General features: G+C 37.9%; 16 protein-coding genes. 6 read left to right on the forward strand and 10 right to left on the reverse strand.

What is annotated here, in order from left to right:
* Nucleotides 1-13: 13 nt before the first annotated feature.
* Nucleotides 14-1018, reverse strand: coding sequence for a YHYH protein (locus QT16_RS08005; protein WP_039487826.1), 1005 nt, complete (start codon nucleotides 1016-1018; stop codon nucleotides 14-16).
* Nucleotides 1019-1224: 206 nt separating this feature from the next.
* Between QT16_RS08005 and QT16_RS08010 the strand changes: the two genes are divergently transcribed.
* On the forward strand, nucleotides 1225-1656 hold the full coding sequence (locus tag QT16_RS08010; RefSeq protein WP_039487827.1) for a DUF3859 domain-containing protein: 432 nt from the start codon (nucleotides 1225-1227) through the stop codon (nucleotides 1654-1656).
* A 97-nt stretch (nucleotides 1657-1753) separates the two neighbouring features.
* Here QT16_RS08010 and QT16_RS08015 read toward each other — a convergent pair whose 3' ends face one another.
* The 3 genes from QT16_RS08015 to acuR all read right to left on the reverse strand — a co-directional run bounded on the left by QT16_RS08015 (nucleotide 1754) and on the right by acuR (nucleotide 3920).
* Nucleotides 1754-2170 carry a VF530 family protein gene (locus QT16_RS08015; RefSeq protein ID WP_002960902.1) on the reverse strand — a complete coding sequence of 139 codons (417 nt, stop codon included), beginning with the start codon at nucleotides 2168-2170 and terminating at the stop codon, nucleotides 1754-1756.
* Nucleotides 2171-2242: 72 nt separating this feature from the next.
* Entirely contained in the window at nucleotides 2243-3235 is a 993-nt protein-coding gene (acuI, locus tag QT16_RS08020) for an acrylyl-CoA reductase (NADPH) (RefSeq protein WP_039487828.1), read from the reverse strand.
* Between the two features lie 49 nt (nucleotides 3236-3284).
* Nucleotides 3285-3920, reverse strand: a complete 636-nt coding sequence (acuR, locus tag QT16_RS08025) for an acrylate utilization transcriptional regulator AcuR (RefSeq protein WP_002960899.1) — start codon at nucleotides 3918-3920, stop codon at nucleotides 3285-3287.
* A 399-nt stretch (nucleotides 3921-4319) separates the two neighbouring features.
* Here acuR and rmf point away from each other — a divergent pair, with 399 nt between their 5' ends.
* A complete protein-coding gene (gene rmf / locus QT16_RS08030) occupies nucleotides 4320-4490 on the forward strand; it encodes a ribosome modulation factor (RefSeq protein ID WP_002960897.1) in 171 nt (56 codons plus the stop codon).
* A 65-nt stretch (nucleotides 4491-4555) separates the two neighbouring features.
* On the opposite strand, the gene fabA is transcribed toward rmf, so the two are convergent.
* Nucleotides 4556-5071, reverse strand: a complete 516-nt coding sequence (gene fabA / locus QT16_RS08035; RefSeq protein ID WP_002960896.1) for a bifunctional 3-hydroxydecanoyl-ACP dehydratase/trans-2-decenoyl-ACP isomerase — start codon at nucleotides 5069-5071, stop codon at nucleotides 4556-4558.
* Between the two features lie 203 nt (nucleotides 5072-5274).
* Between fabA and QT16_RS08040 the strand changes: the two genes are divergently transcribed.
* Genes QT16_RS08040 through QT16_RS08050 form a run of 3 tightly spaced genes read left to right on the forward strand, consistent with a single transcriptional unit; the run spans nucleotide 5275 to nucleotide 7380 of the window.
* Complete coding sequence (locus QT16_RS08040) at nucleotides 5275-6132, forward strand: 6-carboxytetrahydropterin synthase (RefSeq protein WP_039487832.1); 858 nt, start codon at nucleotides 5275-5277, stop codon at nucleotides 6130-6132.
* Entirely contained in the window at nucleotides 6125-6943 is an 819-nt protein-coding gene (locus tag QT16_RS08045; RefSeq protein WP_039487835.1) for a M23 family metallopeptidase, read from the forward strand. Before QT16_RS08040 ends, QT16_RS08045 begins: the two co-directional genes overlap by 8 nt.
* Before the next feature lie 5 nt (nucleotides 6944-6948).
* Nucleotides 6949-7380 carry an acyl-CoA thioesterase gene (locus tag QT16_RS08050; RefSeq protein ID WP_002960891.1) on the forward strand — a complete coding sequence of 144 codons (432 nt, stop codon included), beginning with the start codon at nucleotides 6949-6951 and terminating at the stop codon, nucleotides 7378-7380.
* Nucleotides 7381-7637: 257 nt separating this feature from the next.
* Here QT16_RS08050 and QT16_RS08055 read toward each other — a convergent pair whose 3' ends face one another.
* Genes QT16_RS08055 through QT16_RS08075 form a run of 5 tightly spaced genes read right to left on the reverse strand, consistent with a single transcriptional unit; the run spans nucleotide 7638 to nucleotide 13234 of the window.
* Nucleotides 7638-8960 (reverse strand): Na+/H+ antiporter family protein, encoded by a 1323-nt coding sequence (locus QT16_RS08055; RefSeq protein WP_039487838.1) that lies wholly within the window; start codon nucleotides 8958-8960, stop codon nucleotides 7638-7640.
* 8 nt (nucleotides 8961-8968) lie between these two features.
* Entirely contained in the window at nucleotides 8969-10939 is a 1971-nt protein-coding gene (locus tag QT16_RS08060; RefSeq protein ID WP_039487840.1) for a transglutaminase TgpA family protein, read from the reverse strand.
* A complete protein-coding gene (locus tag QT16_RS08065; protein WP_039487842.1) occupies nucleotides 10939-11925 on the reverse strand; it encodes a DUF58 domain-containing protein in 987 nt (328 codons plus the stop codon). The genes QT16_RS08060 and QT16_RS08065 overlap by 1 nt, the downstream gene beginning before the upstream one ends.
* Nucleotides 11926-11931: 6 nt before the next feature.
* A complete protein-coding gene (locus QT16_RS08070; RefSeq protein ID WP_002960884.1) occupies nucleotides 11932-12837 on the reverse strand; it encodes an AAA family ATPase in 906 nt (301 codons plus the stop codon).
* 13 nt (nucleotides 12838-12850) lie between these two features.
* Complete coding sequence (locus QT16_RS08075; protein WP_002960883.1) at nucleotides 12851-13234, reverse strand: response regulator; 384 nt, start codon at nucleotides 13232-13234, stop codon at nucleotides 12851-12853.
* A gap of 528 nt (nucleotides 13235-13762) precedes the next feature.
* Here QT16_RS08075 and QT16_RS08080 point away from each other — a divergent pair.
* A complete protein-coding gene (locus tag QT16_RS08080) occupies nucleotides 13763-15091 on the forward strand; it encodes a hypothetical protein (protein WP_039487844.1) in 1329 nt (442 codons plus the stop codon).
* The last annotated feature ends 56 nt before the right edge of the window (nucleotides 15092-15147 follow it).

A 15147-nucleotide genomic window follows, 5' to 3' on the forward strand; every position in this document is an offset into this window, starting at 1 on the left:
AGCTTACTCCTAACTAAACTTCGCCTTTAACACAGCGTTGAAAAAACGGGTAAGTGTCTGTTGCGTAGTAGTGGTATATCCCTTGAGGAAACTCAGGCGTTACACCAACGCGGCCATTACATTCATCTAAATCACCAGAGCCTGCTACGTATTCCCAATCTTGTGCAAATGTACCTAATGGGTATATATCGGTAGAAGGGCGGTTTGCGCTTACAGATGTTATGTGTTGGTAGCTACCGGTCATTACGGTTAGCGCTGAAGTTGCATCATTTGAGTCTAAATAGCCGTAACGTGCATAAATGGGAAAGCCGTCTGCTGCCCAGCCTATTAGAGTCATAGTGGAGCTATTGCCACCTCGCAGTGTTACAAAGCCTTCAGGCATACCATGATAATGATATGTGCCATCGGGTTGTACGTGTGCATTGTTGTCGTCTGTTCCAAAACTAAACGTGTCTTGGCTTAAGGCTTCTATGTTCCAATTACCGCTGTTGTCGCCTAAATCGCAATCGGTGCCTGAATCATCGCAACTTCCGCCTGTGCCGGCGTCTATTTTAATGCCGTTAAGTACAACACCTATCATTCCACGAGGGCCACCAAGCATGGTTGCTTGTATTGTTTCTACAGGCTCAAGTGTGTAGCTTTCATTTAGTGATTGTTCAGAAATAGTATTTGGGTTATCGGCATTAGGGAATGTACCTACTTCGTGATCAGGTATGCCATTAGCGACTAAGTCACGTGTAGTTCCTGTGCATGACCAATCTGCAGCGCTGGTGGCTTGTACTGATTCTGACTCGTTATATTCACTGTAGCTATATTCACACAACACGCCTTGGGTTGAGCTACTCGTACCTGTACCGTTATCTGAGGTGGTTGATGATGAATCTGTAGTTGTTGAGGTATCAACTATGCCTTCTTCACCTCCACAAGCAACTAACGATAAAACAACTAGAGCCAAGGTGCTTAGCTTTATAGCATTTACCCTATTTGAGTTTTTAATATTAAGTGCGTGTAGTTTCATTGCTGCTTACCTGATCAATTAAGTTACTTAAACAATAATCAGCAATTGTGCAAATAGTGTGTAAACAATGATGACAAATTAGCAATGATGTAAATAGGCGAAGTATTAAAGCTAAGTTGAGATTTAACTTTATTGGATTGTGTTTTATTTTAAAATTTCAAAAAGTTAAACTAATGCAAAAATAGCTAATATAAAAGGTTACCTTAATGGCTAAAACAAAACCTGTAGTGACGTTACAAAGTCACGGTATTTACTCTAAGTGGGACAGCGAAAGTAAAGCATTGCCACAAATAGAGCAATTTACAACAAATGTAATAGCTGAGGTAGATGTTGAGTTTGGCTTAATCGTAAATATTAAAAAGGGTAAAGGCGAAAAGCTTCACTATTGTATATACCATCCAGATATACCAGACAGTAAAGGTGATGTAATGGACCCCTTTGAAGGCGATGTATACGTTAAAAACAGTGATTGGAACTTTTATTTAGGCGACACGCTTTGGTTGCCAATAGAGAATAAATTGGGTGATTGGCGTATGACGATTGAGCTAAATAGGAAAATTATTGCTGATAAAACTTTTAAGGTGGCATTAGAGCTAGAGCGTACAGAAACAGATTTTTGGAAAAACCGAGGCTATTGATTTCTATTTTTAGCTATATGGTGTGGATGTAATAAAAATTAATAAAAGAGAGTTGTAGAGCCATTTAAAATAGCTCTACAAAATTAAATTAGCGTGTTTAGTTACCCCAAGGGTTACTAGAATTAGAGCGCTGTTTGCGATCACGAGCACGTTGCTTTGATGCTTTTTTTTCCATAATACGTTTTGCATCACTAAAACTTAACTCACATGGCTCACCAGGTTTATGATCAGCTGGGATCACGCGATCACGTGGCGGTAATTCGTATTGCACATCATCAGGTCTAGGTAAGTTTTTTAAGCGATAAAGGTAAAAGTTATCTACTTTTTCTTGTGCCCATTGTGTTTTACGTAAAAATTTAACCGCAGACTTTATATCAGGATTGTTTTTAAAGCAGTTAAGTTGTAAATAAGCGTGTAGGAGCTCCCACCCGTATTGTTCAACCAGCTCTTCAACCACTTGTTCTAATTTAACGCCTTGCAGTGGATTATTACTGAAAAGTTCTTGGTTGCTCATAGGTGTTGCCTCGTTATTAAAATACAAATTGCATTATAAATTTAATAACGAGGCTTTAACAGAGTAAATAGCTTAACTTTGACAATTAACTACAACACGACCGCGAATTTTGCCTTGCATAAGTCGCTCTGCGTTATCAATTACGTGTTCTAGTGATATTTCTGTCGAAATTTTATCTAAGTAATCAGCGCTAACTAATTTTGCTAAACGATCCCACGCTTCAATTCTGTCGGCTTTAGGGCGCATTACGCTATCAATGCCTATTAGTGACACACCACGTAATATAAATGGGGCAACTGAGGCAGGTAAATCCATGCCTTGGGCAAGTCCGCAGGCGGTTACTACACCCCCATACTTTAATGATGCACAAATATTAGCAAGTGTATGGCTACCTACTGAATCTATTGCCGCTGCAAAGCGCTCTTTTTGCAAAGGCTTACCAGGATTTGAAAGCTCGTTTCTGTCAATTACCTGTTTAGCACCTAACTCTTTTAAATAATCACTTTGATCTAATCGACCCGTAGCTGCTGTTACGTTGTAGCCAAGCTGGTTTAATAAATAAATAGCAAAGCTGCCTACGCCACCATTGGCACCTGTTACCAGTATTTCGCCAGATTCAGGGTTTATTCCTTGTTTTTCAAGAGCTATAACACTTAGCATAGCGGTATAACCGGCTGTACCTATTTGCATCGCTTGTTTTGGAGAAATATCTGCAGGCAAGGGGATTAGCCAATCGCTATTAAGTGCCGCTTTTTGAGCAAGCCCGCCCCAATGTTTTTCGCCTACACCAAAGCCATTTAATATTACGTTATCGCCGTTTTTAAATTCATCGCTGGTGGAATTTGTAACCGTACCCACTAAATCGATACCTGGCACCATAGGAAAACTGCGTACAACAGGGCCTTTACCCGTAATTGCTAAACCATCTTTATAGTTAAGTGTGCTGTATAGCACGTCGATAGAGACGTTTTCGTTTGGTAAATCACTATTTTCGATAGTCGATAATGAGGCGCTGTAGGTATTATCTTCTTTATTAATAACAATGGCTTTAATTGGGTTACTCATGGGATATCCTTTTAGACCGATCGTCTTTTAATTGGTAAATAAAAACGCATTAGGTTAATAATGCGCGTAAAAACATTTCTGTATACAAAGTAAGTGGAGTATTTGATTTTGTGAGCTTGGCGCGCATAACCGCACCTTCCCAGCCAATCCAAAAGTACTCACTCATCAATTTTGTATTTACATGGCTTGCAATAGTGCCTTGTTGCTTAGCTTGGTTTAAGCAAACCTCTACCTGGTTTTGCCAAGCGGTGTAGCTTTGCATTAATCTGGTTTTAAACTCATCACTTAAATGATTAAGCTCTTGATTTAAGTTACCTACTAAACAGCCACGTTTGTAATCGTATTTTTTCATTCCTTTAATTGCGCTTTGGGTAAAATTAACGATTCGCTCAAGTGGTGGTACATCTTCTTGCTGTAGGTAATGGGTAAGCTTTGCAATAAAGTAACTGTCGTATGCATCAACTAGGGCAATGCCGTAGGCTTCTTTACTTTTAAAGTAATGATAAAAAGAGCCTTTGGGTACAGCCGCTTTTTTTAAAATAGTATCGAGCCCCGTGGCGCTAAAGCCAAACTCAGTTAGGGTTTCTAGACCCGTGCGAATAAGTAACGCTTTGGTATCGGCGTTCTCTCTGGCTATTTTAGGTGGGCGACCACGGCGTATTGGTGTTGATGTATTTTTGTTCATGCACACATATTAGACCGATCGACTTTAAATAATCAAGTATAATATTAAATTGTTTAAAAAGAATGCAAATCGGGTGAATAAAAATAACCGAAATAAAAGTGTCACGATTACATTTTTGTTTGGAACTTAGTCAATATTAGTCGGTCACAAATAAAGCACATAAGTGCTTTTTAGCGATTATTGAGTCGCATTTTATTTAGCATAAAACCGGTCAAATTAAATGTTGTATGACCACTTACTTTTTTAAATGTTAATTCATTTTTGCATCAGCAGCTTAGTTAAAGTCAAACAATTTAATTGCTTTTACGATTTGAATTTTACATTTTTATTAACTATTCATTAAATGTAGATTTCACTAATGCTACACAATATACAAATAAAAAGGTGAGGATATTACCGATGAAGAGACAGAAAAGAGATCGTTTAGAAAGAGCTCATTCTCAAGGTTTTAAAGCAGGTTTAGCAGGTCGCTCAAAAGAGCTATGCCCTTATCAACAAGTAGATCCCAAATCAGAGTGGTTAGGAGGTTGGCGTGAAGCGATTGAAAACCGCAACATGTACAAAACCTAAAATCAATAATCGAATTTAAGCAAAAAGGCCTCCACGTTGGAGGCCTTTTTGTACGCATTTAAAAATTAAAACGCGCTAGTGTCTTGGAACAAGCCCACTTTTAAATCTTTTGCTTCGTAAATTACTCGGCCATCTACTTCTACAGTGCCATCTGCAACGCCCATGAACAATTTACGTTTAATTACGCGTTTCATTACAAGGCGGTAAGTTACTTTTTTATTAGTTGGTAAAATTTGGCCAGTAAATTTAACTTCACCCACACCTAGCGCACGGCCAAGACCAGGGCCACCAGACCAACCTAAGTAAAAACCAACTAGTTGCCACATAGCATCTAAGCCTAAACAACCTGGCATTACTGGGTCGCCTTTAAAATGACAATCGAAAAACCAAAGGCTAGGGTCAATATCAAGCTCAGCAACAATTTCGCCTTTCCCATGAATACCGCCATCAGCAGTAATAGAGGTAATGCGATCCATCATTAACATGTTGTCACTTGGTAAACGGCAGTTACCTTCACCAAACATTTCACCTTGACCACACAGGATCAACTCTTCTTTTGTATAGCTATTTTTAGGTTCCATAACACTTATCTTCGCTTAGAAATTGCCAAGTACTTTAGCGTACACTTGTACGCTAAACAACTCGGAGCAGTTAAAAAATCAAAATATTGCATATTAAATCATCAATCAATCAACGCGATTGGTTTTTGCACTATAAAACCGCGCAATTACAATCAGAAATCATTATAATTAACGCTGTCTTATAACCAGTCTAAAGGAAGTTTATGATCCTTTTTGTTAACTCACTAACTGTGATTGATTTTTCTTACTTATGTAACAAACGCGGCGCCGTTGGCGAGAGCTGGATTGTTGATTTAACTTTGCACGGTAAACTTAACGAAGAGTCTATGGTTTTAGACTTTGGTTTAGTTAAAAAGCAAATTAAAGGCATTATAGATGAGTGTATTGATCACCGTTTAGCAATTCCTACAGGGCTTAATGGCACTGTATCTGAATTTGACGAGCATAAAACACTCGACTGTACATTTGGTGAAAATAATCACTTAGCTATGAGCGCTCCTCATCAAGCTTATTGCATGATTAACGCAGACGAAGTAACGGTTGAATCGGTTACCGAATTTTTAATTGCGACTATTTTACCGAAGCTACCAGATAACATTGAAAAAATTGAGCTGTCTCTTAAGCCTGAACACAGCCAAAGTTTTTACTATCATTACAGCCATGGCCTTAAAAAGCATGACGGTAATTGCCAGCGTATTATTCATGGGCATCGTTCTCAAATTGGTATTAGCCTAGATGGTATCTCTATGCCGCGCTTGCAAAAAGAATGGTCTCAAAAGTGGGAAGATATTTACTTAGCCACCAGTGAAGATCAAATTAACGCAGCTGATTTAAAACACATAACAGCCAAAGCGGGTGATGTATGTTTTGCTTATACATCGGCACAAGGCTATTTTGAAATGGCTATTAGCGAGTCTCGTTGCGACATTTTGCCAGTAGATACCACTGTAGAATGTATTGCAGAACATGTAGCTGCCCAAATTAAAGCCCAATATCCAGAAAAAGCAGTGAAAGTAACCGCTTATGAAGGTGTTGGAAAAGGATCGATTAGTTATGTTTAAAACACTTTTAGCAACAGCGCTTGTTGCCTCTGCTAGCTTTAGTGCTATGGCGCTTGAGTTAAAAGGACATTTAACACAAGGCGGTTTAGTTACTGGAAAGCTAGAAAACGCTAAATCAGTAAGCTTAGATGGCAAAAGCTTAAAACTTTCACCAAAGGGTGATTTTGTATTTGGTTTTGGTCGTGACGCTGAAACTACTCATACTTTAAAATGGGTAGATAACAATGGTAAATCGCATTCTCAGCCGCTAGCTATCACTAAGCGCGAATATAAAATTGATAAAATTACCGGCGTAGCTAAAAAATATGTATCTCCGCCAAAAGAAGTTAGTGCGCGTATAAGCCGCGAAGCAGTTGCTGTGCGAAAAGCCAGAGAAGTAGACTCTGATTCACTGTACTTTTTAGACCCTGTTTTAAAGCCTGCAGAAGGGCGCATATCGGGTGTTTACGGTAGTCAGCGCTATTTTAATGGTGAGCCTCGTCGTCCGCACTTTGGTTTAGACATTGCCAATAAAACAGGCTCTCCTGTTTACGCGCCTATAAGTGGTACCGTGGTATTTGCTGAACCTGATTTATACTACTCAGGTGGTACATTAATTATTGATCATGGCCATGGTATTACCTCAACTTACATTCACTTAAGTAAGCTTGATGTAAAAGTGGGTGATAAAATTGAGCAAGGTAACAAAGTGGCTGAAATTGGTGCAACAGGGCGTGTAACAGGTCCTCACCTAGATTGGCGTTTTAACTGGAAAGGCGAACGCCTTGATCCTGCATTACTAATGCAAGATACATTAGCAAACAAAAAGTAGAGATTATGACTGACGTAAATCGCGATGCAATAATTGCTCAGCGTATTGAAGACTCAACCACATCGGTAACTAAAACCGTGTTTCCAGGGCGTACTAATCATCACAATACTTTATTTGGTGGTGATGCACTGGCGTGGATGGATGAAGTGGCATTTATAGCAGCGACTCGTTTTTGCCGTAAGCCTTTGGTAACTATATCTTCTGATAGAGTCGACTTTAAAGAAGCCATACCAGCAGGTACTTTTGCAGAGTTAATAGCTAAAGTAGTGCATGTAGGTAACACCAGCTTAAAAGTTGATGTAGATATACTATTAGAAACTATGCACAAAGACGATAAGCATTCAGCCATTAGTGGCAGCTTTACGTTTGTAGCAGTTGATGATAACCACAGACCAACTCCGGTAGTATGCGATAAAATGATTTATGGTTTTGATTAACTTAAAGTTTTGAATATGCGCTAAAGTAAATTTATATAAGCACCTTAATTGGTGCTTATATAACCCAATCAAAAGAACACATCATACTAAATATTCATAAAGTATAACCTCAACAACAGAGTTAGTATTAACTAAAAGAAAGTAATCAAACTGGGGGAGAGTTGTTGGATTTGGATACTAAAAAGGTATGCTTTTAACATACCTTTTTGGTTATATTTAGATTTTAATTACATTTATTAAACTTACATAAATACTTTTTAAAGTACCATTGCTGCAATCCAGCCAAATATCAGCAGCGGAATATTAAAGTGAATAAATGTTGGAATAACAGAGTCTCTAATGTGGTCGTGCTGGCCATCGGCATTTAAACCCGATGTTGGGCCAAGCGTTGAATCTGAAGCAGGAGAGCCTGCATCACCTAAAGCGCCCGCAGTACCAACAAGCGCAGCGGTAGCCATAACAGAAAAGCCAAGGTCTAAACATAAAGGAACAAACAAAGTTGCAATAATAGGCACTGTTGAAAACGAACTGCCAATTCCCATTGTAATTAATAACCCGACCAACAAAATAACACCGGCGGCAAGGGGTTTATTACCATCAAAAAGGGCGGCTGCGCTGTGTACTAAGCTTGCTACATCGCCAGTGGCTTGCATAACCGATGCAAAACCTTGTGCCGATATCATAATAAAGCCAATCATGGCCATCATCGCAACGCCTTTACTAAATACGTCGCCGTTTTCTTCCCACTTAACTACACCAAAAACACTAAATATCATTACACCTACTAAGCCACCTAAAATCATTGAGCCACTTAGGTTTTGTGCAACAAGTGAGGCAAGTACTGCAAAAAGTCCTACAATCATTACTTTTTTAGGGTTCTCTACCTCAGCCGATTTACTCACAGTTGTTAATGGGAGCTCGGTGTATTCGCGGCGTTTTTTGTAGGTAATAAATACCGCAATAAGTAATCCTATAAACATGCCTAATGCAGGAATAATCATCGCCATAGGGACTTGTGTATTTACAATGTCTAAGCCGTTATCAACTAGGTTTTTGTGCAAAATAGAATATAAGTAAATCCCCCCAAAACCATAAGGAAGCACCATGTAAGACGTTGCTAATCCAAATGTTAAAATACACGCTATAGCACGCCTGTCTAATCTTAGCTGATTAAAAACAACGAGTAACGGCGGGATCAAAATAGGAATAAACGCTATGTGTACAGGGACTAAGTTTTGCGAAGAAATTGCACAACCTAAAATAATTAATAAAATGAAGTAACTTAAAAATGTTTCATTACCGCTGCCTTTTGCATTTACTTTAGCAAGTAGCTTATCAGCGAGAATGCGTGTTAAACCCGACTTAGAAATAGCAACGGCAAACGCGCCGAGCATAGCATAACTTAGTGCAATTTCAGCTCCAGCTGAAAGGCCAGAATTAAACGCATCAACACTTTCTTTTATGCCCAAGCCTGCAGTAAGACCTGCAACTAACGCGCTTATGATCATGGCAACAATGACGTTAACTCGAGCCAGAGATAGCCCGAGCATTAAAATAACGCCTATAACAACAGCATTCATAGTATTCTCTATTTGGAAATTTTAATTAATTTTATCAGATCTTTAGCCTGAGTTTTACGCTCTTTCGTAAAAGGTTTTTTACCATAGCGTACTTGGTTAAATAACTGCCTAAAAGTGTTTATAGATTGTGCAGAACGAGGAAGTTGATCAGCAAAAAAGTCTAACTGCTGACTCGGTGTTAAATTATCGGGTATATTTATTTTTTGTTTTTTAGCCCATGCTTTTACTTCATAAAACTCTTTAACCATAGGCGCTAATTTAGCTGGGCGTTTTGGTAAGTTTAAATAAATAAAATAACCTATAAAACAAAAACCAGCTGTTAGTAAAACCATTAATGGTACAAGCCAAATATTTTTACTACCAAAAATTGATTTTAAAAAATCATTTTGTTTTTCTTCGTCAAAACCAAGTACCCAGCTAGACCATTGATAATCGAGGTTTTCAAGTTCCAACCTTAACCAATTAATAGCCGGGAAATTACTTAAACTCACTAAACCAAAATCAAGATTACTTTTAAATTCGTCATTCAGCTCTTCGTTTTGCGAAAGTGAGCCATTTAAACGCTCTGGTGCGACAACAGCGGTTGCATCAAAAATAACCCAACCTTCGTTTTGTAAATATACTTCTACCCAAGCATGTGCGTCGTACTGGCGAACAGTGAGCGTATTATTATCTTGGTTTAATTCACCGCCTAAATAGCCACTTACTAGTCGAGCGGGTATACCTGCGGTTCTAAAAATGTACGCGGCGGCACTGGCATAGTGGCCACAAAAGCCACGTTGGTTTTCAAATAAAAATTGGTCAATTGTATTATCACCGCTCATAGGCGTGGGTGTTAACGTGTAAGTAAATCCCGTACCTGCAAAGTACTGTAATAAGCTATTGTAAAAATCGCGGTCAGAGTGTGTATTTTGCTTTAAGTTTTTAGCAAGTAATGATGTTTTTACATTCTTTTTATAAGCGAGGTATTTGTAGCGTTTTTCTTCAAATTCGCCAAGCGGTAAAGTTGTGAAGTTAAAGCTATTTACATCGTATTGTAAGCTTTTAGCTTGGCGACTTTTTTTACGCAATAAACCTAGCGAATTACCTTCAACATTTGGTGAGTTACTACTGGAATACGCTAAACCATAGAGCCACTTTTGTATAGCAGGCTCTGTAATAACTGAGTAGCTTGCAATAAGTTGCTCATCATTTTCGCTCTGCGTATTTGTTTTTACATTATTATATTTTAAAAAGTCAGACGTAAGCCACGCATTACCATTAAATTCATCATGAACTATTGCTCGCCAATAATAAGGCGCTACAGGTTTTTCTTCGTTAAATTTAGCTCTAAATACAAGCTCGTCAGAGTTTGACAGCTTTGCAATATCGAATGGATCGACCTGTTCAGAAAGCCCTGTTTTAGCAAGCTTAGGCCCAGGAAGCTGCCAAAAGGCGGGCATTTTTGGTAAAAAAAGCAGTAAAAATATAGCTAAAGGAAGCGCTAAAAGTAGCAATTTACCACTTTGCTTAGAGGCTATTTTTAAATTATGTTTGGACTCGAGTAGGCCAAGTACTGCAAAGTTTAATATGTATAAACTACTAACAGTTAAAGTCGTTAAAATGCTTTGGTTAAATAAATACACAGATGAGAGTGAAAAAAACGTAAGCGTTGTAATTACATGATAGTGTTTTTTGGTTTTAGCCTGTAGCAGCTTAAATAAACTAGCAAGTAGCAGCATGGCCACAAATAAAATAACCGTATCCGACATGCCTACTGTGTAGAGCATTAAACCTAGTGACACACCTGCGAGTATATTTGCCAGCCAAGCATTTGGCTTTGGTTTATTACTTAGCGTTATGTAAAAGTTCCATGCACAAATAAGTGTAAGTACACCAACAAAAACAAGCGGTAAATGTGATACAAAAAATACAATCAAACATGCATATATAAAAGACAGCGAATAATTTATTACTTTTTCGTTTTTAAGTATGTCCATTACACATCACCATTAAATGAGCATAATAATTCTAAGCATTGCTGCTTATGATGCTGTCCGGTATTTGTATTTATTGTTTTATTCGGTAGCTTTAACATAAAAGGGGTGTTTTTCTCGGTTGCTTCACACACTAAAAAGCATAACTGGCTTAAGCGCTGTTCTGTATCTCCATTCATTAACGTAAAATCGAAGAGCGCATTTGCTATTTTAAAGTCTACAAACTCTTTTACTAACAACTGCTGAGTTTTTGCGTAATGCTTCCACGACACTCTTTGCAACCCCATTTCAGGTAAATGTGGGATAAGAGACTCAAACTCTTCGCTACCAGATTGTGTAGAAATACCTTTATCGGCTTGCTCATCAAGCATAGAAACATGCGCATCACTGTGTACTTGTTCAAGCGACGGGTATACAAATATATCTTCTTGTAATTGAATGTAGCTCCAAACAGTCATCAAACCAAAGGGATAGTTACTCGCTATTTTAATACGTTGCGCTGAGTACTTACCGCGTGAGCTGTAGGGTAAGTTGAGTGTAAGTAACTGAGGTTTACTATCAACTTGGCCGGTATGTTTGTGAGTTTGCTCACTATCTTGATATGTTAAATTAATAGATTGGGTAACAGAAGGGCTTTGTAATTCAAATATAATACTCGGTTTTTGAGGAGCGTAGCTGTTAAATGCATCTTTAAATTTAACTGTTAAGCCTTTAGCGTTACTGTAGCCCATTAATACAGCAATAATCATTACCACAAACATAAGATAAGACATTATTAAAATTAAATTATTTTGATAATTAATGCCCATTACAAAGTTTAAAATAGCAACAATTACAAAGTACCAACCGAGGGATGATGGCAATACATAAATTGTTCTGTGTTCAAGTGTAATTGAGTTTTTTAAATGTTTATTTTTTAATAACTTATTAAATACACTTTGCTTAAATGACTTAAATAAAGAAGGGCGCTTAGCTGTTTTTTTTGGCATAAAAATTTATACCGGGACTAAAACGTTTTTTAAAATATCATTTACTTGCGCTTCACCTGACTCGTTATGCAAACCTAATCGATGCTGACACACACTTGCAAATACAGCTTGGACATCTTCTGGCATTACAAAATCACGACCATCAATAAAGGCCCACGACCTAGCCGCTTTAGCCAGAGCCATACTAGCACGAGGTGATAACGATGATGCAAAAGCGTTGCTTGTGCGTGTGTAATTAACAAGCTCTATAATGTAGTCAATAACCGGGCTACTTAAAGTAATTTGGCTTATCTGGGTTTGAATTGCCGCTAACTCTTGTTGGTTAATACGCTTAGGTAATTGGCTGTAATCTCGTTTTTGCATATTCAAAATTAAGCGTTTTTCGGCTTCTTTAGGTGGAAAACCTAAGCTAATACGCATTAAAAAACGGTCTAATTGCGACTCAGGTAACGGATAGGTACCTGATTGGTAAAGCGGGTTTTGTGTTGCAATCACAAAAAATGGATTTGGCAGCGTATATTTTTTTCCATCAACTGTTACTTGTTGCTCTTCCATTGCTTCAAGCAACGCACTTTGTGTTTTGGGCCCTGCGCGGTTTATTTCATCAGCTAAAACAACTTGGCTAAAAATAGGGCCTTTATGAAACGTAAAACTGTGCTCGGTAGAATTAAATACATTAGTACCCAAAATATCGGCAGGCAGAAGATCACTGGTAAATTGTATACGCTGATACGATAAACCTAACACAGCTGACAATGCATGAGAAAGAGTGGTTTTTCCCATGCCAGGCAAATCTTCAATGAGTAAATGCCCTTCGCTAAATAAGCATGTAAGTGCCAGTTTTATTTGTTGTTGTTTACCAAATATAACACTCGAAAGATCTTCTATAATCGCAGTAACAGTACTATGCATGCTAACCTTTCTATCATTCTATTATTTCAAGACGCTTCATTACAGTGTCTACTTTTTTTGTATTGAAAGGTTTTGCAATAAAACCTTTAGCGCCCATTTCCCACGTGTTTTGTACGTTTTCGAGACTATTGTGGCCCGAACACATAACAACATGAGTGTGCGGGTAAGCACTATTAATGTATTCCAATATCTCTGCACCGTTAGAGTCCGGTAAATCTACATCTACAAATATAACGCCTGGCGGTTTATTGTCCATAATAGGTTTGGCAGAGCTAAAATCAGCACTTTCTAATATATCTTCAAACCCTAAGTCCGTTAAAATTTGGTTTAGATAATCACGAATTTCCTTAACGTCATCAATAATGAGGATGGGCTCTAGCGGGCGAACAAATTCCATATGTAGGTTACTTCTATTTTGAATACATCTAAGTGCTTTAATACTAAGCTAACCCCATCATAAGCTCAAGAACGTTACTTAAAAAACACTAATAAATAAACTGTTTATAGGTTGCCAAACAGCCTATTTTTAAAGGATTACCTGCTTTTATGTCTTCTACTAACTTATATTTTTATTAATTGTATTGAACAATAATGACGTATTCATAAGAAATCCCTTAATCCAATACAACATTCCATCAAAATTTGATGTAACAAATTTGCTACTTAACTTATTGATTCAAAAATATTTACATATAAATTCGATTTTTTGTAAACGTTTTGTAATAAAAAATCGTTGACCTTCTAAATTCATTCTGTGATTATGCTCAGCAGATGGGCTTATGCTCACAAGTGCAATTTCATTAACCATTTAATGTTTTGCTCAGCCAGCCTCATCTATACACACTGAATTAATACCAATTTCATTAAATGAAAATGCAATTTAATAAAGTTGGCATCACACACCACACTAAATAAAGAGCTTATTATGTTGAATAATAAAAAGACTAAATTTGCAATTTCTCTCATAGCGGCAGCTATGGCTACATCGGCTCCAGCACAGGCTGATATTTCTGAATATTTAGATCGCGTTGACGTAGACTTTTTACTAATGCAAAACTTTCAGTCAATTCAGGCTAAAGACGGCGCATTTCGTCCAGAAGATGAAGAACAAGAATCAGGTTTTGGCCGTATTAGAGCAAATCTAATGCTTAAATTTCATATTAACGAGTTCATTACTGCCGATATAGATATTGCAGAAGAGCCTAATGACTTTGGTGGCGAAGATCGTGACTTCTCATTTCACAACGATTTTGCAGGTGTTGAATTTGACTTACTAGGCCTTTATGGCACACCAAAAGAAAACGCAAATTTAACACTGCGTTTAGGTAACATTGGTGGATCACCTTTTCAATTTAAAGGCTTTCAAGACGGCGCAGATAACCAAAGTAATGCACTTATTGGTAATGGTATTACCGATTACGCAACCGCAGAAAACGGTGCACAGCTAAGTTACAGCGAAACTTTCGATAGTGGTGTAGTACGTGCTTATAATGTTACAGGTCACATTACGACTTCAAGTTTCGGTGAAGCCTTTCAAGAAGATAGAGGTTACAACTACCGACTTCAAGGTACTCTAGAATTTGAAGGTGGCTTTAAAGCAGGTTTAAACTTATTAAAAGCCAATCAAGGCGACCAGCTACGTTTAGAAAATGGCGTAGCAAGTCTTGATGGTGTAACCACAACGAACTATCGCTTTGGCGATGGTGAAAACTATAATTTCTCGGCGTCACCTTCAAACGAGCGTGACACTCACGTTGGCGCAATGCCAGGGCTTGAGCAATCAATCATCCAGCTTAACTTAGCTTATCAACCATCTGACGAAACTAGCTTAATTTTTATGGTTGGTAAATCATCTGATGACTACACATTCGCAGATGCCGCTGGTAATGCAGTTGCCGGTATTACCTACTTTGGTACAAACGGTATAGCAGATGAAAATGGCACTACTTTTGATTCAAACAGTGTAATAGAAGGCGACTCATCGGTTGAGTACTTCGTGTTTGAAGCACAACAATATATTATTCCTAAAAAGCTATATGTAGCGGCTCGTTATGCAGAAGCCGAAAACACTTCCGACTTAATTGAACAAACAGACAACACAGTAGAGCGTATTCAAGTAGCCGCAGGTTACTGGTTTAACGATAAAACGCTTTTAAAAGTTGAGTATGTTAACCAAGAAGAAGGGGTTAATTCGGGCGGCCAAATCGGTAAAGGATTTGACGGCTTCACTTCTGAAATATCTGTTAAATTTTAAATCATTATCCAACTAGTCTAACTATTTATACAAAGGACCTAAAAAGGCACTTTGCG

Source organism: Pseudoalteromonas distincta, from assembly GCF_000814675.1.
GTDB classification, from domain to species: Bacteria; Pseudomonadota; Gammaproteobacteria; order Enterobacterales; family Alteromonadaceae; genus Pseudoalteromonas; species Pseudoalteromonas distincta.